We start from the raw sequence: 17,849 nt of genomic DNA, 5'->3' as shown, positions 1-17,849 counted from the left end.
GACTCCAGGAGACGATGACAACGTTGTCATCGAACGGTCCGGGGTCCTCTGTGTCAAGACCATGTTTCGGGACCTTTACAAGACCCGTACGGTGACCCCATGACGCGCCCGTGGTGGCATTGGCTGATCGGCTGGATCGGCGTCGCCGCGTTCCTCGGCACCCTGGTGCTCTACGCCGCGAGCGGACTGCTCGCCCCCGCCTGGGCCATCGTGCCGCTCCTGGTCGCCTGGCTCGCCATGCTCGTGCTGGTCATCAGGCTGATGCGCGGCGGCCGGCCGCTCTGGGTGCCGGCGGTCGCGCTGCTGGCCTACACCTTCTGGTACGCGGCCCTGACCGCCGGCGAGAAATGGCTCGGGTGGACCGGCTGAGCCTCGCCTATCCTGCGGTCCATGACCTATGTGGAGCGCATGCGGGCGCTGGTCGGCCGGGAGCCGCTGGTGCTCGCGGGCGCCGGCGTGCTGGTGTGGGACGACCGGCGGCGAGTCCTCCTCCAGCAACGCTCCGACGACGGCACCTGGAGCATCCCGGGCGGCACCGTGGAGCCGGGCGAGCACCTCGAGGACGCCGCGCGCCGAGAGCTCCGCGAGGAGACCGGCCTGATCGCCGGCGCCCTGACCCTGCTCGCGGCCCGGTCCGGCCCCGACTGCTTCGTGGTCTATCCCAACGGCGACCAGTGCCAGGTCATCTCCCTGACCTACCGCGCCGACTCATGGTCGGGCACCCTCGACCTCACCGACCCGGAGACCACCGACCTCAGGTTCTTCGACCCGCTCGACCTGCCCGACATGAACCCCTACAACCAGACCCTCTTCGCCCACCTCGCCGCGGAGGGCCACCTGAAATGAGTTTGACCACCGTGGTCCTGCATCCGGCCGCGACATCGACTCGTCCGGCATCCACCCCCAGCCCTCGCCTCGACGACCACATCGTTGGCGGGCTGGCCCGCCGGGCCGAGCACCTCTTCCGCGGCCCGTCCACGTGATCAATCCGGTCCGCACGGAGACCGAGGCCGACCCCGGCGAGCGGTGGCCGCTCGGCCCACACCAGCGCCTAGCACCGGTGACCTGCGTCGGTCTCGACCCGGTGCCGCTCGTTCCCCGGCTCGTCGTGGCGTGGCTCCAGGACGAGGTGTCGCTTCCGGCCGGCGACCGGGCCCCGGCCGCATTGCGGGAACTGCGGTGGGACGACTGGGCCGAGGATGGTGAGGTGTGACCATGGGACTTCTGTTGATCGCCGTCGTGGACATGGCCGATGGGCAGGCCGAGGCCGGCCAACAGTACGAGGACGCGGTGCTGGCGCTGCTCGGGCGGCATGACGGCGTGATCGAGCGGCGCTTCCGCCAGGGCGACGGCGCGGCCGAGGTGCACGTGATCCGCTTCGCGGGGCGGGAGGGCTACGACGCCTTCATGGTCGACCCCGAGCGGCTCGCCTTACGGGAGAAGCTGGGCCCGGCCGCCCCGAGCACCCGCGTGCTGGAGGTCTACGAGGTCTGAGCGTCGCGGGCGACCCGGGCCGCGATGCGGGCGACCTCCTCGACCGTGATGGCGATGATCGGCTCGTCGGGGCCGCCGGCGGCGAGGCCGCGCTCGACGTGCGGAGCGTGGATCTCGGCGGCGACCCTCTGGTCGAGCGTCTCGTGCAGGCGGTCGGCGATCAGTTTGGCCAGGTCGTTGCTCACGGCCGCAACCGTAGCCGATCAGGCCGCGACCGCCTCCCGGGCCGGTGCGGGTTCGTAGACGGTGACGACGACGCCGCGCGCCCAGCGCATGCGCGTGGCCGCGTTCTCGGGGTAGTCGCCGTAGGCGGCGGCGAGGTCGGCGACGCAGCCACGCGTGCCGCGCGTGCGGACCGCGCGGGCGATGGCGGCGTCCACCGCGCCCGGGGTGGGGCGGGTGCCGGACGGCAGGTCGCTGGAGAACAGGGCGGCGGCCCGGGCGGCGAGCAATTGGCTTCGCATGTCGATCATCCCTAACGGAGTGGCATCTGCTGAGGTACTCAGAGTGAACCCTCGATGCCACCTCGCGGATCCGGAGATCTACCTAGGGCGACGTCTGAAAAACGACAGCTCAGACCCGGAAGGCGTTCAGGACCATCTCGGCGTAGCGCTGCCAGACCGCCGGGTCCTGCTCGCCGAGCACGATCAGCTGGCGAACGGGGCCGCACAGCATGACCCGGACGTCGGCCTCGGTGGCGCCGGGGCGGATCGGGCCGTCCTCGGCGGCCCGTTCGAGCAGCTCACCGACCTGGGCCAGGATCATCGTGGCGGGGAGGATGCGGCCGTCGAAGAGCGCGTCGCCCAAGACGCGATCGGCGGCCAGGGCGGCGAACAGGTCAGGAACATAAAGGCACAATTGGGCGTACGCGTCCTCGCCCTGAAGCGCGGCCTCGGTGCGCGCCGCCAACTGCTGGAACTGCTCGCGGGCGACCGCCACGATCAGGTCCTGCTTGGCCGGGTAGCTGCGGTAGACGGTCGCTTTCCCGACGCCGGCCCGCTCGGCCACCTGGGGCACGGTCACCCCGAGGCCCTGCTCGGTGAAGAGCTCCCGGGCCGCGGCGAGGACCCGCTCGTGGTTGCGAACGGCGTCCTTGCGACGGCCCCCATGCACGCCCTCAGTCTGACTCACGCCGATCTCCCGGTACGCGGGCGGCCAGGAACCCGGTGGTCGCGCGGGTCAGGAAGCCGAGCTTCTCGTACAACCGCAAAGCCCCGGTGTTGCCCTGGTTGACGTGCAGGAACACCTCGTCGCCGCGGCCGCGGACGACCCCGGTCAGCGCGCGCACGAGCGTGCCGGCCAGCCCCTGACCCCGGTACGAGTCGTCGGTGCACACCGTGCCGATCTCGGTCCAGCCCGGTACCCGGATCCGCTCCCCCGCCATCGCGGCGAGCTTGCCGCCGCGCCGGACCCCCAGGAACGTGCCCAGTTCGACCGCGCGCGGGGCGAGCGGCCCGGGTTTGGTGCGCTCCACGAGGTCGAGCATCTCCGGCACGTCGCCGGGCCCGAGCCGTTCGACCCCGTCGAGGCTTCCGGCGGCGACGTCGCGCGCCGTCATCTGATAGCCGTCGCCGCTGCCGAGCAGCTCCCAGCCGGCGGGGACGCGGGCGCCGACACCGGCCAGCGTGACGATTCCCGGGCCGGCGAGCGCCGCGAGGTCGTCCCACGCCCGCTCGTCGTCCCAGTCGCGCACCGCGGCCAGCGGCGAGTAGCCGGAAAGGTAGCGGGCGGCGCCGCCGCGGATCTCCGCGTGCGCCCGTTGCGGCCCCGTGAGGGCGGCCCAGACCAGGTTGTCCGGAATGGAGGTCATGCCGAGGTCCCTTCGGAGGTGACAACGGCGGCAACGGTAACCGGACTTGTGAGTCCGCTTGCGCGGAATGTGGGGGCGGGCACACGTGGCCGTGGCCACGCACTCTTTCGCCACTCGCTGTCCACTGGCGATTCCTAGCTTCAGGCCGGAACACAGTGAGCACTGAAGGAGAAGGCGATGAACAAGAAGGTCCTCAGCCTCGTCGGCGCCGGCGCGGTCTTCGCCGCGGGCCTCACCGGCACCGCCGCCTACGCCGGCGGCAACCACCACACCGCCAAGAAGCCGACCGTCGTGCTCGTCCACGGCGCGTTCGCCGACTCGAGCGGCTGGAACGCGGTCGTGCAGCGGCTGCGCAAGGACGGCTACCCGGTCGTCTCGGCGGCCAACCCGCTGCGCGGCGTCGCCTCCGACGCCGTCGCCGTGCGCGCCCTGCTCGACAGCATCGACGGCCCGATCGTGCTGGTCGGTCACTCGTACGGCGGCAGCGTGATCTCCAAGGCGGCGGCCGGCGACAAGGACGTCAAGGCGCTCGTCTACGTGGCGGCGTTCCTGCCCAAGGCCGGCGAGAGCGCGGCCGACCTGTCCGGCAAGTTCCCGGGCAGCACCCTCGGCGACACCCTCAAGTCGGTCGCGCTGCCCGGCGGCCACGTCGACCTCTACATCGACCAGGCCAAGTACCCGCAGCAGTTCGCGGCCGACGTGCCGCTCTCCGAGGCCAAGCTGTCCGCGGTCTCGCAGCGCCCGATCGACCAGGCCGCGCTGGCCGAGGACGCCGCCGGCGCCCAGGCCTGGCAGAGCATCCCGAGCTATGACCTGATCAGCGGCGCCGACAGGAACATCCCGCCGGCCGCCCAGCAGTGGATGGCCAAGCGGGCCGGCGCCAAGGTCGAGACGGTCAAGGGCGCCTCGCACTCGGTCTTCGTCTCGCACCCCGGCACCACGGCCTCGTTCATCGAGAAGGCCGCGCGCGAGACCGTACGGTAAATAAGGAGAAAGACCACCTGAACCGGTTGGTCAGGCCAAGCCGGGGTTCAATGGCGAACGTGGCTGCGACGACTTTACGGTTCAGCGTTCTGGGCCCGGTGCGGGTCCGCAACGGCACGGTGGACCTCGAGCTCGGCGGGCGCCAGCAGCGGTTGCTGCTGGCGCTGCTGCTCGCCCGGGCCGGCACGGTGGTCGGCCTGGGCGAGCTGGTCGACGCCATCTGGGGCGACGACCCGCCGGTCAGCGCGGTCAACAGCATCCACCGCGCGGTCGGCACGCTGCGCCGGCTGATCGAGCCCAACCTGCCGGTGCGGGCGGTCGGCGAGCACCTGGTGCGGCATTCGGCCGGCTACCGGCTCGAAGTCGACGAGGACGCCCTCGACCTGCTGCGCTTCCGGGCCCTCGTGCGGCGCGCGCGGCAGGCGGCGGGCGAGGCCGAGGCGGTGCATCACTACGCCGAGGCGCTGTCGCTGTGGCAGGGCCCGCCGGCGGCCGGGCTGGAGCCGGTCTCCCGTACCCATCCGGCTTTCATCGCCCTCGAGGCGGAGCTGGCGCAGACCGTCCGCGAAGCGGGTGACGTGGCCCTGCGCGCCGGCTACGCCCAGCTGATCCTGCCCACGCTGCGGCGCGTCGGCGGGTGGCGGCCGTTCGACGAGGCGCTGCAGACCCGCGTGATGCTGGCCCTGGCCGCTGAGGGCCGTCAGGCCGAGGCCCTCGACGCCTTCCAGGAGATCCGCCGCCGCCTCTCCGACGAGCTGGGCCTCGACCCCGGTCCCGAGCTCCGCGACGCCCGTGACCGCGTGCTGCGCCAGCAATCCACCGCCGCGCCGGCACCGGACGATCTGCCGCCGGCACCGCGCGCCTTCGTGCCCGCTCAGTTGCCGGGCGACCATCCCTACTACACCGGCCGGGCCGACGTGCTCGCCCGGGCCGAGGCGATTCTGGCCGACGACCGCCGCCAGGGCCGTCCGACAGTGGCCCTGGCCTTCGACGGCATGCCCGGCGTCGGCAAGACCACCTTCGCGGTCCATCTCGCGCACCGGCTCGCACCGTCCTATCCGGACGGACAGCTCTACGTCGATCTCCGCGGCTTCGCCACGGAGGGCCCGATGACTCCGGCCGAGGCCTTGCGGGGCCTCTTGAGCTCCTTGGGTGTACGCGGTGACGACCAGCCCGCCGAGCTCCAGGCCGCGGCCGGGCTTTTCCGCAGCCTGCTGGCCGGGCGCCGGATGCTGCTGGTGTTCGACAACGTCCGCGACTTCGAGCAGGTGCGCCACCTGCTGCCGGGCACGCCGGGCAGCCTGGTGCTGCTGACCAGCCGGGCCCGGATCACCGATCTGATCACCGCCGGCGCCCACCCGCTGCCGATCGAGCTGCCGTCGACCGCCGAGGCCCGGGAAAATCTGGTCAGCCGCCTCGGCCGGGCCCGGGTCGACGCCGAGCCGACAGCGGTGCAGGCCCTGATCGAGCGCTGCGCCCGGCATCCGCTGGCCCTGGCCATGGTGGCGGCCCGCGCGATGGCCCGGCCGGACACCCCGCTCACCGAGATCGCGGCCGACCTGGCCGTCGGCCCGGAACGCCTCGACGGCTTCGAGGGCAACCTGGCCGCCATCTTCTCGTGGTCCTACCGGGCCCTCTCCCCCGCCGCGGCGGCCCTGTTCCGGCTGCTGCCGCTCTATCCGGGCCCGGAGGTCACCGTGGACGTGGCCGCCGCGCTCGCCGGCACCGACGAGCGGACCGCCCGGTCGCTGCTGGCCGAGCTGGCCCAGCAGATGCTGACCCAGGTGCGCGGCGGGCGCCACCAGCTGCACGACCTGCTGCGCGCGTACGCGGCCGGCCTGAGCGAGACCGAGGACGCACAGCAGAGCCGAGACGCGGCCGCGTCCCGGCTCTACGAACACCTGGGCTGGGTCGATCAGCGACCGTCGAGGAGCAGCTCGGCCGCCCGCTCGGCGATCGCGTAGACGGTGGCGTTGGTGTTGCCCGACGGGATGGCCGGCATGACCGACGCGTCGGCCACCCACAGCCCGGCGAAGCCACGCACGCGCAGGCCGGTGTCGACCACCGCGGCCGGGCCGTCGCCCATGGCGAGGGTGCCGACCGGATGGCAGTAGGACGCGACCGCCCGCCGGGCGTAGTCCCGCAGCGCGTCCTCGTCGTCGGTGGCCGGGCCGGGGATCACCTCGGTGTCGCGCCAGTCGTCGAGCGCGGCGCCGCGCCCGATCCGGCGGGCCAGGCGTATCCCGGCGACGACGGCGTCGAGGTCGCGCGGGTCGCCGTAGTAGTTCGGGTCGAGCAGCGGGTGGCTGCCGGGCGCGGCGCCGGCCAGCCGCACGGTGCCCCGGCTGTGCGGCATCATCAACGAGACGCCGATCGTGTAGCCCTGATCGGGGCCGGCGTGGCCGTTCACCGGCCGGGGCAGGTCGACGAAGATGAGCTGGAGGTCGGGGCCGGGCAGATCGGCCCGGCTGCGGACCAGGCCGATGACCTCGCCGTGGTTGTGGCGCGGGGTGGGCACCGGGCGCGACGAGCGGTAGACCACGTTGGCGATCGGGTGGTCCTGCAGGCCGGAGCCCACGCCGGGCAGGTCGGCCACCACCTCGATGCCGTGCTCGCGCAGGTGGGCGGCGGGGCCGAGGCCGCTGAGCATCATCAGCTGGGCCGAGCCGATGGTGCCGGCGGTCAGGATCACCTCGCCGGCCGAGACCGTCACCACCTCGGAGCCGGCGCTGTAGACGACGCCGGTGCAGCGGCCGTTGTCGATGACGAGGCGGTGGGCCAGCGCGCCGGTGACGACGGTCAGGTTGGGGCGCTCGCGCACCGGGTTCAGGTAGGCGTCGGCGGCGCTCTGCCGGCGTCCGTCCACAATGTTCACGTCGACCGGGGCGAAGCCCTCCTCGAGGCCGCCGCTGATGTCGCCGGCGCGGCGCTGGCCGGCCTCGACGGCGGCGCCGAGCGCGGCCGCCAGCACCGGGTTGACCGGGTCGGGCGGCGCCACGGTGAGCGGACCGCCGCGGCCGCGCAGCACCGGGTCGCGGCCGGGCGCGTTCTCGCTGCGCTTGAAGTAGGGCAGCAGGTCGTAGTAGCCCCAGTTCTTGGCGCCCGCCTGCACCCAGCGCTCGTAGCTGGTGTGGTGGCCGCGGGTGAACAGCATCGCGTTGATGGACGAGCCGCCGCCCAGGCCCTTGCCGCGCGGCAGCGGGGTGACCGCGCCCACGGCGCCCTGCGGCACGATCAGCTCGCCCCAGTTGGCGACGGTGCGCACCAGGGTGGGCCAGGCCGGCGGGTCGGACATGGCCGGCAGCGGCACGCCGTCGCCCGCCTCCAGCAGCAGCACGCGCAGGTCGTCGCGCTCGGACAACCGGGCCGCGAGGACGGAACCGGCCGTTCCGCCGCCGACCAGGACCACGTCGTAGGTGTTCATGTCGCCTCCCCAGTGTTGTTTCCATTGGAAACGTATATCTGGTATCGACGTTAGCGACGAGGGCGGCCGAATGCCGCTGACGCCGACAACGTCACGGGAGTGAACCCTCAGGGGTCAGCGTGCGTCGGAGAGACGGCCCAGCCACTCGACGAGCAGAAGGCGCTCGGCCTCGGTCAGAGCGCCGCCCGGGGCACCGGGCAGCGCCTGGCGCAGCGCACCGGCGTACTGCGAAAGCGTTTTGCCGGTCCGGGCGGGACGCCCGGTGACGATCGCGGCCCGCACGGTCTCCCACATCGCCTGCGGCACACCGGGATCGCGCTCGTCCGGCTCGATCGCGAGCTGAGAGACGACCACGCCCACGCCGCCGCTGTGCAGCATCTCGGTGGCCCGCTCGACGCTGGTGCGCAGCCGGCCGGCCGCCGCGATCCGCTCGACCAGGTGGCGCAGGCGGGCGATGGCCTCCCGGCGGGCGGAGCCGGCCCGGCCCGGGCGGGGCTCGCCGAACGCGAGCAGGTAGCAGGCGGGCTCGGCCAGGCCGAACCGGATGTGCAAATCCCAGGCGCGGGCCAGGTCGTGCACCGGGTCATCGGTCTCGCCCAGCGCGCCCTTGTCGGCCAGATAGTCGCGCATGCCGTGCACGGCCACGGCGTCGAGCAGGCTGTCCTTGTCGCCGAACAGCCGGTAGATGGCCGGCGGCTGCACGCCGGCGGCCGACGCCACCGACCGGGTCGTCACCGCGTCGCGTCCCTGCTCGGCCAGAAGCCGCCCGGCCGCCCGGATGATGCGCTCCCGCGTGTCCCATGCCACGGTCCGCACCTTAACAACCCCGTTTCCTGAACCGGCACGGGAAAGCCGCCGTCGTATGGGTGACTCGCGCAAATGAAAGGACCGGGACAATGGCCGATAATTGGCTTCCGCAACGCCAGGGACCGAGGGCCGCGGCGCCGGCTCTGTCGGCGGAGGAGATCGCGTTCCTCGACGCTTTCCTCAGCGCCGCGGTGACCGTGCAGCGCAACCTCGACTCCGATCTCAAATGCGAGCAGAACCGCACCCTCAGCGAATACATCACGCTGCGCCGCCTGGGTGACGCGCCGGACCGCCGGATGCGGATCAACGAGCTGGCGGCGACCGCCTTCCTGTCGCTGAGCCGGATGAGCCGCATCGTCGAAAAGCTCGAGCAGCAGGGCCTGGTCACCCGCGAACAGGTGCCGGACGACCGGCGCGGCTGGAACGCGGTGCTGACCGAGGCCGGCATCGAGTGGCTGCGGCGCGGCGACCGGGCGTACGCGGCCAGCGTGCACCGCCACGTCCTCGACCAGCTCGACCGCCGCGACCTGCCGGCGCTGACCAGCGTTGCCCGCGTCCTGGCCAACCTGCCGGACCGCAAGCCGTCCTTCATGCGCGTGGCGTGAGGAGCGCGCCGCCGGCCGGGCCGGCGGCGCTCCGCACTACCTCGGCTGGGCGGCGATGAACCGCAGCACGCTGTCCTGGAAGCGCTCCGGCTCCTCGACATTGCCCAGGTGGCCGCTGTGCTCGAGGATGAGCAGGCGCGAGCCCGGAATCAGCTCGTGGATCTCGCGGGCCCAGCGCTCGCCGCAGATGATGTCGTAGTGGCCGGCGATGACCAGCGCGGGCACGGTGATGCCGGCCAGCAGCTCCCGGTCGTCGATCGGCTCGGCGTGGCCGCCGGCGTCGCGGCCCGAGATGTAGTTGACCCGGATGTGCTCGCGGAACGGCTTGAACTCGGCCTCGCGGCCCCAGTAGTCGGCCAGGTACGACGGCAGCAGTCCGCGCAGGGCCAGGGTGAGCTGGTCGTCGTCGGTGATCGAGCCCACCGCCTGCAGCGACTGGAGCACCGCCGGCACCTCGGGGTTGCCCTCGTTGCGCTTGACGAACAGCTCGACCTGACGGGCCACCTCGGCGCCCTGCTCGGCCCCGGTGACCGGGGCGCTGTCGTAGAGGATCACGCCGGCCAGGCGCTGCGGGCGGGTCGCCGCGTAGTACTGGGCGACGAAACCGCCGTACGAGTGCCCGAGCAGGAAGACCTTGCCGGCGCCGAGGTCGTCGGCGATCCGGTCGATGGCGGTCGCGTAGAGCTCGCGGGTGTAGCCGTCGGGGTGGGCCGGCAGCCGGCCCGACTCGCCGGTGCCCAGCGCCTCGACGTACGCGACCCGGACGTGCTCCTCGAGGGCGGGCATCCGCAGGTAGTCCCAGAAGACGCCGGGGCCGCCGGGCATCGCCACGACGATCGCCGCACCCTGCCCGTAGACGTGATATCGCTGCTCGACGCCGTTGACGTCGACGGTGTGAATGGCCATGCCCGGTACAACGCGGCGGCCCGGGGCCCGGCTCACCGATGTGATCTCCGAGCCGATGTGATCTCCGAGGCATCAGGCGAGTGACTCGCGCAGCGACCGCAGGGCGTAGTGCGCCCGCGACTTCACCGTTCCGGCCGGAACGCCCAGGCTGCGGGCGATGTCGGCCACCGAACGGCCCTTCACGTACAGCTCGTTGAGGATCGTCCGGTGCGCCTCGCTGAGCGCGCGCAGCCCGTACCGCAGCTGCTGGACCGCGACCGCCGTCTCCGCCGTGTCCTCGGCCGTCGGCATCGCGGCCAGGTCGAGGCTGTCCACCTCGGCCGGGCGGGCCTTGCGCATGCGCAGGGCGTCGATCGCGGTGTTGCGGGCGACGGTGTAGAGCCACCGCCGGGCCGGCTCGCCGCACTCCGGCATGGCGTCCATCCGGCGCCAGGTCCGCAGCATCGTCTCCTGCAGCAGGTCCTCGGCGAACTCCCGGTCGCCCCGGGTGAAGCCGCGCAGATAGCTCAGCAGGGCGTCGCCGTACTCGGCGTGCAGCGCGCTGAGCCGGGAACTGTTCTCGTTGGCCACGAGGCGAAAGCTAGGCCGCGGCGATGGAGAATCAGTGGGGTACGAGTGGGGACGGCCGCGGCGGCGCGAGGCGCGCCCCGCCGGTCGGGGGGAGAGGCGGTCGGCACCCACGGCGGCCGCCGCGGCCGTCGCAGCATCCGACGGGGCGCGGTGGCGAAAGTTCAGTCGCCGCGCCGGTAAAGGTGGACGGTGGGCCGGTCGGGGGCCGGCTTGCTGTCCGGGCCGGGCGCGGTGACGGCGGCCGCGTCGGCCGCGGTCCGCTCCCCGCCGCAGGCCGACGCGAAGGCGAGGCCGAAGCTAGCGATGATCGCGAGCGGCGCTATCCGGGCGTGTCGCATGGGAAGAACTCCTTCGGATCGCGGGTAGACCTCTCACGACGGCCCGCGAGCCCCCTGGGTTCACCGGGCGCCGACTATCTCTCAGAAGAGTTCGGAGCGCCTGGTGGTGGCGCTATCTTTGGCGCCGTTGTGAGCCAGAACCCGATCCGATTCACCGTGCTCGGGCCGGTGCGGGCGTTCAGCGGGGATCGCGAGCTCAATCTCGGCCCCCGGCAGCAGCGGCAAGTACTCGGACTCCTGTTGATCCGCGCCGGGCGCGACATCCCCGTGCACCAGTTCGCCGAAATGCTCTGGGGGCACGCGGCGCCCGCCAGCGCGGTCAACAGCCTGCACCGGTTCATCGGCGCCCTGCGGCGCATCCTCGAGCCCGATCTGCCGGCCCGGTCGCAGGGCCGCTGGCTGCTGCGCCGCGACGCCTCCTACCGCCTGGTGGCCCCGCAGGGCGCGATCGACCTGATGGAGTTCCGGCGGCTGGCCGACGAGGCCCGGGAGGCGGAGAGCATGGGCCTGCGCGACGTGGCCGTCGCCCGGTACGCCGAGGCGCTGCGCCGGTCGAGCGGCCGCTGCGCCGACGACGGGGCCGGCGACGCCCACCGCTATGCCGTCTTCCTCTCCATCGACGCCGAATACGCGACGGTGGCCCGGGACGCGGCCCGCGCCGCCGTGACGTTCGACCGGCTCGGCGACCTCCTGCCCGCCGTGCGCCGGGCGGCCGAGATGAACCCCCTCGACGAGTCGCTGCAGGCCCGCCTGATGCTGATGCTGGCCGCCGACGGCCGGCAGGCCGACGCGTTCGCACTGTTCCAGTCCGTGCGCGACGCGCTCGCCCGGGAGCTGGGCGTGGATCCGGGGGCGGAGCTACGGGCGGCGTACGACGAAGTGCTCCATCCGCGGCCGCTGGCGGTGCCGAGCCCGGCCCGCATCGAGCGGGTCAGCCCGGCCCAGCTGCCGCGCGATCTGCCGCTGTTCACCGGCCGCCGGGCCGACCTGGACCGGGTCTCGGCCCTGCACCGCGCGGGCGAACGGGACGGCGGCATGCCGATCGTCGCGATCGACGGCATGCCCGGCGCCGGCAAGTCCACCTTCGCGGTGCACTGGGCGCACGAAGTGGCGGCCCACTTCCCGGACGGGCAGATCTACCTGGATCTGCGCGGCGAGGACCCCGGGGCCGCGCTGACGGCGTTGCTGAGCACGCTGGGGGTGCCCGAGGCGGCCGTGCCGTCGAGCCTGAACGCCAAGGCCGCCCTCTACCGCAGCCATCTGGCCGGCCGGCGCATGCTGGTGCTGCTGGACAACGCGGAGAGCGCCGAGCAGGCCCGCCCGCTGCTGCCGGGCGCGGCCGGGTGCCTGACCGTGGTCACCAGCCGGCGGCGGCTCACCGCGCTGGCCGCGGCCGAGGGCGCCCACCTGGTGACCCTCGGTCTGCCGGACGCGGCCGAGGCGCGGCAGCTGCTGACCCGGCGGCTGGCGGCCACGCTCGGCGACCGTGCTCTACCGGCACGGGAGGTGCTGGACGCGATCGTCGGGGCGTGCGGGCGGCTGCCGGCCGCGCTGACCGCGGTCGCCACCGAGTCCGGCGGGCGCCTGGACGGGCTGGACGCGCTCGGCGGCCTGCGGACGGCCTTCGCCGGGTCGTACGAGGCGCTGCCCGAGCCCGCCGCCCGCCTGTTCCGCCTGCTGTCGCTGCACCCGGGGCCCGATCTGACGCCGGCCGCGGCGGCGAGCCTGATCGGGCGGCCCGAACGGGAGACCGCGCCGCTGCTGGCCCGTCTCACCGGCGAGCACCTGCTCGGCGCCGCGCCGTCGCAACGGCTCACCATGCATGTGCTGCTGAAGGCGTACGCCCAAGAGCTTGTGAACGAGCACGATGAGCCGGACGCGGCGCGAGCGCGGCTGTTCGGGCATTACCGCCACACGGCGTACGAGGCGAACCGGCTTCTGCGCCCTTTGCTCAAACCCCTTGATCCGGGTGTACGCCCGGAGGGGGTGACCGTCGAGGAGTTCGGCGACTACTGCGAAGCGTTTCAGTGGTTCCGCGCCGAGCATCGCGTGCTGCGGGCGCTGATCGAGCGGAGCGACGGGCCGGGCGTGTGGCAGCTCGCCACCACGATGGTGCCGTTCTACCAGTGGACCGGGCGGCGGCACGAGTGGCTGGCGACGATGCGGGCGGCGCTGGCCTCGGCCGAGCGCGGCGCCGACCGGCTCGGCGAGGCGCACATGCAGCGGTGCCTGGCCGGCGCCTTTCATGCGCTGGGCGATCGGGACGAGGCGCGCGACCGTCTGACCGGGGCGCTGCGCCTGTTCACCGAGCTCGGCGCCCTCGCCGAGCAGGCCCACGTCCACCTCAACCTGGGCCTGGTGCGCCCGCCCGGCGAGGCCTCGTTCACCAAGGCTTTCGAGTTGTACGAACGGGCCGGCTACGACCGGGGCACGGTCGCCGCGACCGAGGGCCTCGCGCTCTCGCACGCCGCGCAGGGCCGCGACCGGCCGGCGATCGACCTCTACGAGCGCGCCATGGCCGGCTATCTGCGCCTCGGCGACCCGCGCGGCGTCGGCAGCTGCCTGCTCGGCCTGGGCCGGCTGCGGCACCGGCGCGGCGAGCGGGCGGTCGCGGCCGACCTGCTGCGCCGCTCGGTCGAGCTCTACCGCGAGGCCGGCCACCGGGGCGAGGAGGCCGAGGCGCTGATCGCGCTCGGCGACGCCCTCACCGGCCGCGACGCCCTCCCGGCCTGGCGGGCGGCCCTGGAGATCCTGGCCGAACTGCGACTCCCGGCCGTCCGGGAAGTGCAGAGCAGATTGCACAGTGGAAGGTGAGTCACATAGAGACAGTCGCCGTCGTCGCGGCCGATCCGATCGTCCGCGCCGGCCTGACCCGCATGCTCACCGCGTCGCCCGGCCTGACCGTGCGCCACGAGCTGGCCGATCTGGCCGAGCTGGCCGCCCTGCGCGCCGTTTCGCCGCCGTCGCTGGTGGTGCTCGACCTCTACGACCGGACGCCGTCCGAGCCGTGGCACCAGCTGAGGGTGGTCGCCCTGGTGCGGCCGCAGAACCCGCCCGACCTGCCGGCCGTGCTGCGCGGCGGAGCGATCGGCCTGATCACCCGGCGCGGTGTGGCCGGCGACCTGCCGCTGGCCGTGGAGGCGGTGCGCCGCGGCGGCGCCTACGTGGCGGCCGAGCTGCTGGCCACGCTGCCCGCACCGGCTCAGGAGCCGCGGCTGACCGAACGCGAGGTGGAGACCCTCCGCTGGGTGGCGCAGGGCCTGACCCACAGCCAGATCGGGCGCCGCATGGGCCTGACCGAGTCGACCGTCAACACCTACGTGAAGCGGATCCGGGCCAAGTTGCAGGCCGGCAACAAGGCCGAGCTGACCCGGCGCGCCATCGAGCTGGGTCTTCAGGGGCGCCCGTCACACCACTGAACAGGGCCGCGGCGGGCGCGTTCAAGCGGGTGTGAGGCAGTCGCGGTGCGGAGGGAGAACCGACATGGGCCGCTGGACGATGTACCTGTGGCAGGCGCTGGCCGCGCTCGGCGAGGCCAACGTGGCCGATTACGAGAGGGAGCGCGACCGCCGCTTCCTGGTCGACCTCGACGACGACCGGTCGGTGCGGGCGGCGTTCCGATCCATAGTGGAGTGGGAGTACGGCGCACGGGCCTTCGAGGACGGCAAGTGACCCGCGTCCTCATCGCCGGCGCCGGGGTTGCCGGACTGGCCACGCGGATCGCGCTGGCCGCCCGCGGCATCCACGCCGGCCTGGCCGAGCGGGACCCGGCGCCCCGCGACGGCGGCACCGGGCTCTATCTGCCGGCCAACGCGGTGCGGGCGCTGGGTGATCTCGGCCTGGCCGGGCCGCTGGACATCCGCGACCGTACGGGCGGCCTGCTCACCTCGCACGGCCTCGACTAAGTCTGGGGCGATGTCGGCGAGAGCCGGGCCATCTCCCGCGGCGCGCTGCACGGGCTGCTGCTGGACGCGGCCGGCCCACCCACCTTCCCCGGCAACGCCGTCCGGCTGGCCCGCTACCGCGGGGCGACGCCGCGCACGCCTGCTCCCCCAGCATGACCCAGGGCGGCGCGATGGCCCTCGAGGACGCCCTCGTGCTGGCCGAGGAACTGGGCGACCTCGGCCGCTACCGTTCGCGGCGGGCGCCGCGCGTGCGGTTCGTGCTGGAGCAGAACCGCCGCCGCGACAACGCCCGCAACCTGCCCGGCGTCCTGCGCCGCTTCCTCTTCCGCCGGCTGGGCCTGCGTCTCGTGAAGGCCAACCACGCCGAGCTGTTGGCCCGTCCCTAAGATCGGCCGGGCAGCATCGCGAGGGCGGCCGACCGCTGCCGCACCAGGTCGTCGTACGTGCCGTCGCGCTCGGCCCACCGGTGCATGAGCACGCCCTTCACCAGGATCTCGCGCGGGGTCGGGCTCTGGCCGAGCTGCTCCATGACCTCGTCCAGGAACGGCTCCAGGTCGAGCGCGTGCGGGTTCATCCTCTTGGCCTCGGGCACGGTGGCGACCGCCGGCGGGACCAGCTCGGCCACCTCGACCCCGGTGCCGTCGAGCTGCGCCCGCAGCGCCTCCGAGTAGGCGTGCACGCCGGCCTTGGACGCGGCGTAGGTGGGCATGAGCGGGAACGGCAGAAACCCGATGCCCGAGGTGACCGTGACGAAGGCGCCTTCGCCCCGCCCGATCAGGTGCGGGGTGAAGGCGTCGATGACCCGGATCGTGCCGAGCAGGTTGGTCTCGACGGTCGTCCGGGCGGTGTCGAAGTGCCCGGGGTCGCGCAGATCCTCGGTCGCCATGAGACCGGCCGAGACGACGACCACGTCGAGCTCCGGGTGGCTCGCCAGCACGGCGTCGCGGGCCTTCAGAACCGACCCGGGATCGGTGACGTCGACCTCCACTTCCGCGTTCTTGCGAGCCGCGGTGACCACGGTGCTGCCGGCCGCGGCGAAGCGCCGGCCCAGCCCGGCCCCGATACCCGTGCTGCCCCCGACGATGAGAACGGTGCGATGCGTGATGTCCATACGACGAATCTCGCTCCGGGCGGCCGGCGGAGTGAGTCCCCCGCCGATCCTGGGTCTCGCGGGGCCACCCTGGGCGCCGCCTATGATCTCGGCGTGGACCGGCCCGTACGTCGCGCGTACCTCGACATGATCTCCAAGCAGGTCGGGCCCGCGCTCAAGGCCGCCGGCTTCAAACGCTCGTCCGGCACGTTCCGCCTGCGGTCCGGCGACGGCGACGCGATCGTGCTGGAGTTCCAGGGCTCGGGCAGCAGCGGCGGCGACCTGTCCCTCTTCTACCTCAACATGGCGGCCTCCACCGGCGGCTTCCTCCGCTGGCAGGCGACACGCGGCTTCGTGGAGGCGCCCCGGCTGCCCCGGACGATGCCGTCCCAATGGTGGAACCGCCTCGACGCCGCCCCCGACTTCGTCGACGCCGTGGTACCCGGCTTCCCCATCGGCCGGGACACCTGGCGGCTCACCTCACCCAAGGCGGCGAAGAGATGCGGTGACCTGCTCGCGGCGGCGCTGCCGGCCCGGATCCTGCCCCAGATCGAGAAGATCCTCGACCACTACCGCCAGATCGACGACGCCCTGCGAGCCGGCCAGGTCGTGCTGCCGCCCCCACCGAGCACCGCACTCGGCGGCTTCCACTTCGTCAAGAAGCCCGACCATCCGTACCTGGCCTGGGCCTTGTCCGAGTCCGGCGGTTCTCACGGCGGATGACCAGCCGCAAGCCCGACCAGACCTCGTCGATCGCACAGACCTTGTTGTCGACCAGCCCGGTCGGCAGAGCGACCTCGCGGATGACGTCCTCGGTGACGTCGGTGGGTACCTTCGACGCCCGCTTCGGCCAGGCAACCCAGAAGCCACCGTCCTGGGCCATGCCCCCTCTGACCTCATCGAGCCGGGCCTGCAGCTCATGGCGTTCGATCACGAACAACACGACCACGTCCGTCGGCGCATCGAGGGCCAGCCCAGGCAGGATGACGACCCCCTCGGGCAGCCCTTCCAGAGTGGCCGCGAACCCGGCAGGCGCGTCGAGCAGCGCGACCCGGTGCCCCGGCTTGATGCCGAGCTTGCGATACAGCGGCGTGCCCGAGTAACCAGCCATGTCAGCCCCCGCCGCCTTCACCATCGTCGAACACCGGTGGATGGTAGCCGGGCGACCAGGCCTGACACGCACGCCGACCTCCCCCGCCCGGAGGCGGACGCGGCTACTATCCGGTACGACCACAGCCCCGCGCTCCGCATCACCTTCGAGCTCCTTCAGCGCGACGCGCGGCGCCATCGGGGAGGACAATCGGGGGCGACTCTGCGATCCGGCGCGGTTTCCCGGACCCGCCGACCCCAGCCTGGAACACCGATCCCAACCCTCTGCTGACACAGAGGCGTGCCATGAGAATGTTCATATACTGTCGCACTCGTGCCGCATTCGCGATGGATATTCTTCTGCGAGTGGCATGATCGTCTTATTGTTCTCGATCTCCGCGGTGCGGGAGAATGGTTCATGGCGCAGCGAGGGTTCTTTTCCAGGTCTGAAATTGCTGGCATGCGGGATTGGTCTGGAGTGCCGAGTCATTCGCCGGAGATGGTGGAGTTCCGGCGCGATCATGTGGAGCGGCGGCGGTGGGGACTCAAATGCAATGGCGCTTCTTTAAGGTGTTTGGGCTGGTAGGGGTTTCACCCGGTGGAGGGTGATGGTGTGTTCGACGTGGCGGGCTGGGGGTCGGTCGCCGCGGGAGGGGTAGCGGCGGCTGTAGCGCTTGGTGGCGCGGGGGCTTGATCTGCCGGGTCGGTCGTGGACGCGGCGGCCGAGTTCGTGCCAGGCGTGTTCACGGGCTTGTTGCAGGTGGTGAGGGGGGAAAATCCGCCGTTATCCGGGACACGGAGCGGCGGGCGGTGTTGCGGGCGCGCAG

At 72.9% G+C, this 17,849-nt stretch carries 25 protein-coding genes; 14 read left to right on the top strand and 11 right to left on the bottom strand.

Annotation, left to right across the window (positions count from 1 at the left end; genetic code table 11):
• Positions 1-99: 99 nt before the first annotated feature.
• Genes CRP55_RS39710 through CRP55_RS39695 form a run of 5 tightly spaced genes read left to right on the top strand, consistent with a single transcriptional unit; the run spans position 100 to position 1,494 of the window.
• Positions 100-369: a hypothetical protein gene (locus CRP55_RS39710; RefSeq protein ID WP_097327158.1), complete on the top strand. Its 270-nt coding sequence runs from the start codon at positions 100-102 to the stop codon at positions 367-369.
• A gap of 21 nt (positions 370-390) precedes the next feature.
• Entirely contained in the window at positions 391-846 is a 456-nt protein-coding gene (locus CRP55_RS39705; protein ID WP_097327157.1) for an NUDIX hydrolase, read from the top strand.
• Positions 843-983, top strand: coding sequence for a hypothetical protein (locus tag CRP55_RS53550; RefSeq protein WP_179855533.1), 141 nt, complete (start codon positions 843-845; stop codon positions 981-983). The genes CRP55_RS39705 and CRP55_RS53550 overlap by 4 nt, the downstream gene beginning before the upstream one ends.
• Positions 980-1,213, top strand: coding sequence for a hypothetical protein (locus CRP55_RS39700; protein WP_097327156.1), 234 nt, complete (start codon positions 980-982; stop codon positions 1,211-1,213). The genes CRP55_RS53550 and CRP55_RS39700 overlap by 4 nt, the downstream gene beginning before the upstream one ends.
• Before the next feature lie 2 nt (positions 1,214-1,215).
• Positions 1,216-1,494, top strand: a complete 279-nt coding sequence (locus CRP55_RS39695; RefSeq protein WP_097327155.1) for a hypothetical protein — start codon at positions 1,216-1,218, stop codon at positions 1,492-1,494.
• Here CRP55_RS39695 and CRP55_RS39690 read toward each other — a convergent pair.
• The 4 genes from CRP55_RS39690 to CRP55_RS39675 all read right to left on the bottom strand — a co-directional run bounded on the left by CRP55_RS39690 (position 1,482) and on the right by CRP55_RS39675 (position 3,304).
• The gene (locus CRP55_RS39690; protein WP_097327154.1) at positions 1,482-1,679 is read right to left on the bottom strand and encodes a hypothetical protein; all 198 of its coding nucleotides are present in this window, start codon (positions 1,677-1,679) and stop codon (positions 1,482-1,484) included. The genes CRP55_RS39695 and CRP55_RS39690 overlap by 13 nt on opposite strands.
• 18 nt (positions 1,680-1,697) lie before the next feature.
• Positions 1,698-1,958 carry a hypothetical protein gene (locus CRP55_RS39685; RefSeq protein WP_097327262.1) on the bottom strand — a complete coding sequence of 87 codons (261 nt, stop codon included), beginning with the start codon at positions 1,956-1,958 and terminating at the stop codon, positions 1,698-1,700.
• Between the two features lie 109 nt (positions 1,959-2,067).
• Positions 2,068-2,625, bottom strand: coding sequence for a TetR/AcrR family transcriptional regulator (locus CRP55_RS39680; RefSeq protein ID WP_218854831.1), 558 nt, complete (start codon positions 2,623-2,625; stop codon positions 2,068-2,070).
• Positions 2,612-3,304, bottom strand: coding sequence for a GNAT family N-acetyltransferase (locus CRP55_RS39675; RefSeq protein WP_097327152.1), 693 nt, complete (start codon positions 3,302-3,304; stop codon positions 2,612-2,614). The genes CRP55_RS39680 and CRP55_RS39675 overlap by 14 nt, the downstream gene beginning before the upstream one ends.
• Before the next feature lie 177 nt (positions 3,305-3,481).
• Between CRP55_RS39675 and CRP55_RS39670 the strand changes: the two genes are divergently transcribed.
• Positions 3,482-4,288, top strand: coding sequence for an alpha/beta hydrolase (locus CRP55_RS39670; protein ID WP_097327151.1), 807 nt, complete (start codon positions 3,482-3,484; stop codon positions 4,286-4,288).
• 59 nt (positions 4,289-4,347) lie between these two features.
• On the top strand, positions 4,348-6,252 hold the full coding sequence (locus CRP55_RS39665) for an AfsR/SARP family transcriptional regulator (RefSeq protein ID WP_179855532.1): 1,905 nt from the start codon (positions 4,348-4,350) through the stop codon (positions 6,250-6,252).
• Here the strand turns inward: CRP55_RS39665 and CRP55_RS39660 are convergent.
• Positions 6,204-7,712 carry a GMC family oxidoreductase gene (locus tag CRP55_RS39660; RefSeq protein WP_097327149.1) on the bottom strand — a complete coding sequence of 503 codons (1,509 nt, stop codon included), beginning with the start codon at positions 7,710-7,712 and terminating at the stop codon, positions 6,204-6,206. The genes CRP55_RS39665 and CRP55_RS39660 overlap by 49 nt on opposite strands.
• 114 nt (positions 7,713-7,826) lie before the next feature.
• Positions 7,827-8,519 carry a TetR/AcrR family transcriptional regulator gene (locus tag CRP55_RS39655; protein ID WP_097327148.1) on the bottom strand — a complete coding sequence of 231 codons (693 nt, stop codon included), beginning with the start codon at positions 8,517-8,519 and terminating at the stop codon, positions 7,827-7,829.
• Between the two features lie 89 nt (positions 8,520-8,608).
• Here CRP55_RS39655 and CRP55_RS39650 point away from each other — a divergent pair, with 89 nt between their 5' ends.
• On the top strand, positions 8,609-9,124 hold the full coding sequence (locus CRP55_RS39650; protein ID WP_097327147.1) for a MarR family winged helix-turn-helix transcriptional regulator: 516 nt from the start codon (positions 8,609-8,611) through the stop codon (positions 9,122-9,124).
• A 36-nt stretch (positions 9,125-9,160) separates the two neighbouring features.
• On the opposite strand, the gene CRP55_RS39645 is transcribed toward CRP55_RS39650, so the two are convergent.
• From CRP55_RS39645 to CRP55_RS53545, 3 genes are all read right to left on the bottom strand, one after another.
• Positions 9,161-10,030: an alpha/beta fold hydrolase gene (locus CRP55_RS39645; protein WP_179855531.1), complete on the bottom strand. Its 870-nt coding sequence runs from the start codon at positions 10,028-10,030 to the stop codon at positions 9,161-9,163.
• 72 nt (positions 10,031-10,102) lie between these two features.
• Positions 10,103-10,600: a sigma-70 family RNA polymerase sigma factor gene (locus CRP55_RS39640; protein WP_097327146.1), complete on the bottom strand. Its 498-nt coding sequence runs from the start codon at positions 10,598-10,600 to the stop codon at positions 10,103-10,105.
• Positions 10,601-10,761: 161 nt separating this feature from the next.
• Positions 10,762-10,938: a hypothetical protein gene (locus CRP55_RS53545; protein WP_179855530.1), complete on the bottom strand. Its 177-nt coding sequence runs from the start codon at positions 10,936-10,938 to the stop codon at positions 10,762-10,764.
• Between the two features lie 129 nt (positions 10,939-11,067).
• On the opposite strand from CRP55_RS53545, the gene CRP55_RS39635 reads away from it, so the two are divergent.
• The 5 genes from CRP55_RS39635 (at position 11,068) to CRP55_RS39615 (ending at position 15,229) form a co-directional block, all read left to right on the top strand.
• Positions 11,068-13,752, top strand: coding sequence for an AfsR/SARP family transcriptional regulator (locus CRP55_RS39635; protein ID WP_101536238.1), 2,685 nt, complete (start codon positions 11,068-11,070; stop codon positions 13,750-13,752).
• Positions 13,749-14,357 (top strand): response regulator transcription factor, encoded by a 609-nt coding sequence (locus tag CRP55_RS39630; RefSeq protein WP_097327144.1) that lies wholly within the window; start codon positions 13,749-13,751, stop codon positions 14,355-14,357. Before CRP55_RS39635 ends, CRP55_RS39630 begins: the two co-directional genes overlap by 4 nt.
• A 64-nt stretch (positions 14,358-14,421) precedes the next feature.
• A complete protein-coding gene (locus CRP55_RS39625) occupies positions 14,422-14,610 on the top strand; it encodes a hypothetical protein (RefSeq protein ID WP_097327143.1) in 189 nt (62 codons plus the stop codon).
• Positions 14,607-14,843, top strand: a complete 237-nt coding sequence (locus CRP55_RS39620; RefSeq protein WP_097327142.1) for a hypothetical protein — start codon at positions 14,607-14,609, stop codon at positions 14,841-14,843. The genes CRP55_RS39625 and CRP55_RS39620 overlap by 4 nt, the downstream gene beginning before the upstream one ends.
• A gap of 152 nt (positions 14,844-14,995) precedes the next feature.
• Positions 14,996-15,229 (top strand): hypothetical protein, encoded by a 234-nt coding sequence (locus tag CRP55_RS39615; protein ID WP_097327141.1) that lies wholly within the window; start codon positions 14,996-14,998, stop codon positions 15,227-15,229.
• Here the strand turns inward: CRP55_RS39615 and CRP55_RS39610 are convergent.
• Positions 15,226-15,954: an SDR family oxidoreductase gene (locus CRP55_RS39610; protein WP_097327140.1), complete on the bottom strand. Its 729-nt coding sequence runs from the start codon at positions 15,952-15,954 to the stop codon at positions 15,226-15,228. The genes CRP55_RS39615 and CRP55_RS39610 overlap by 4 nt on opposite strands.
• Positions 15,955-16,047: 93 nt before the next feature.
• On the opposite strand from CRP55_RS39610, the gene CRP55_RS39605 reads away from it, so the two are divergent.
• Positions 16,048-16,656: a DUF4304 domain-containing protein gene (locus CRP55_RS39605; protein WP_097327139.1), complete on the top strand. Its 609-nt coding sequence runs from the start codon at positions 16,048-16,050 to the stop codon at positions 16,654-16,656.
• Here CRP55_RS39605 and CRP55_RS39600 read toward each other — a convergent pair.
• A complete protein-coding gene (locus CRP55_RS39600; protein WP_245923666.1) occupies positions 16,589-17,068 on the bottom strand; it encodes a DUF3052 family protein in 480 nt (159 codons plus the stop codon). The genes CRP55_RS39605 and CRP55_RS39600 overlap by 68 nt on opposite strands.
• Between the last annotated feature and the right edge of the window lie 781 nt (positions 17,069-17,849).

Origin of the sequence: Paractinoplanes atraurantiacus (assembly GCF_900215205.1) — a bacterium.
Classification (GTDB): domain Bacteria; phylum Actinomycetota; class Actinomycetes; order Mycobacteriales; family Micromonosporaceae; genus Actinoplanes; species Actinoplanes atraurantiacus.
Note: the sequence above shows the minus strand (reverse complement) of the source record. Positions and strands in the feature narration are given on the sequence as shown.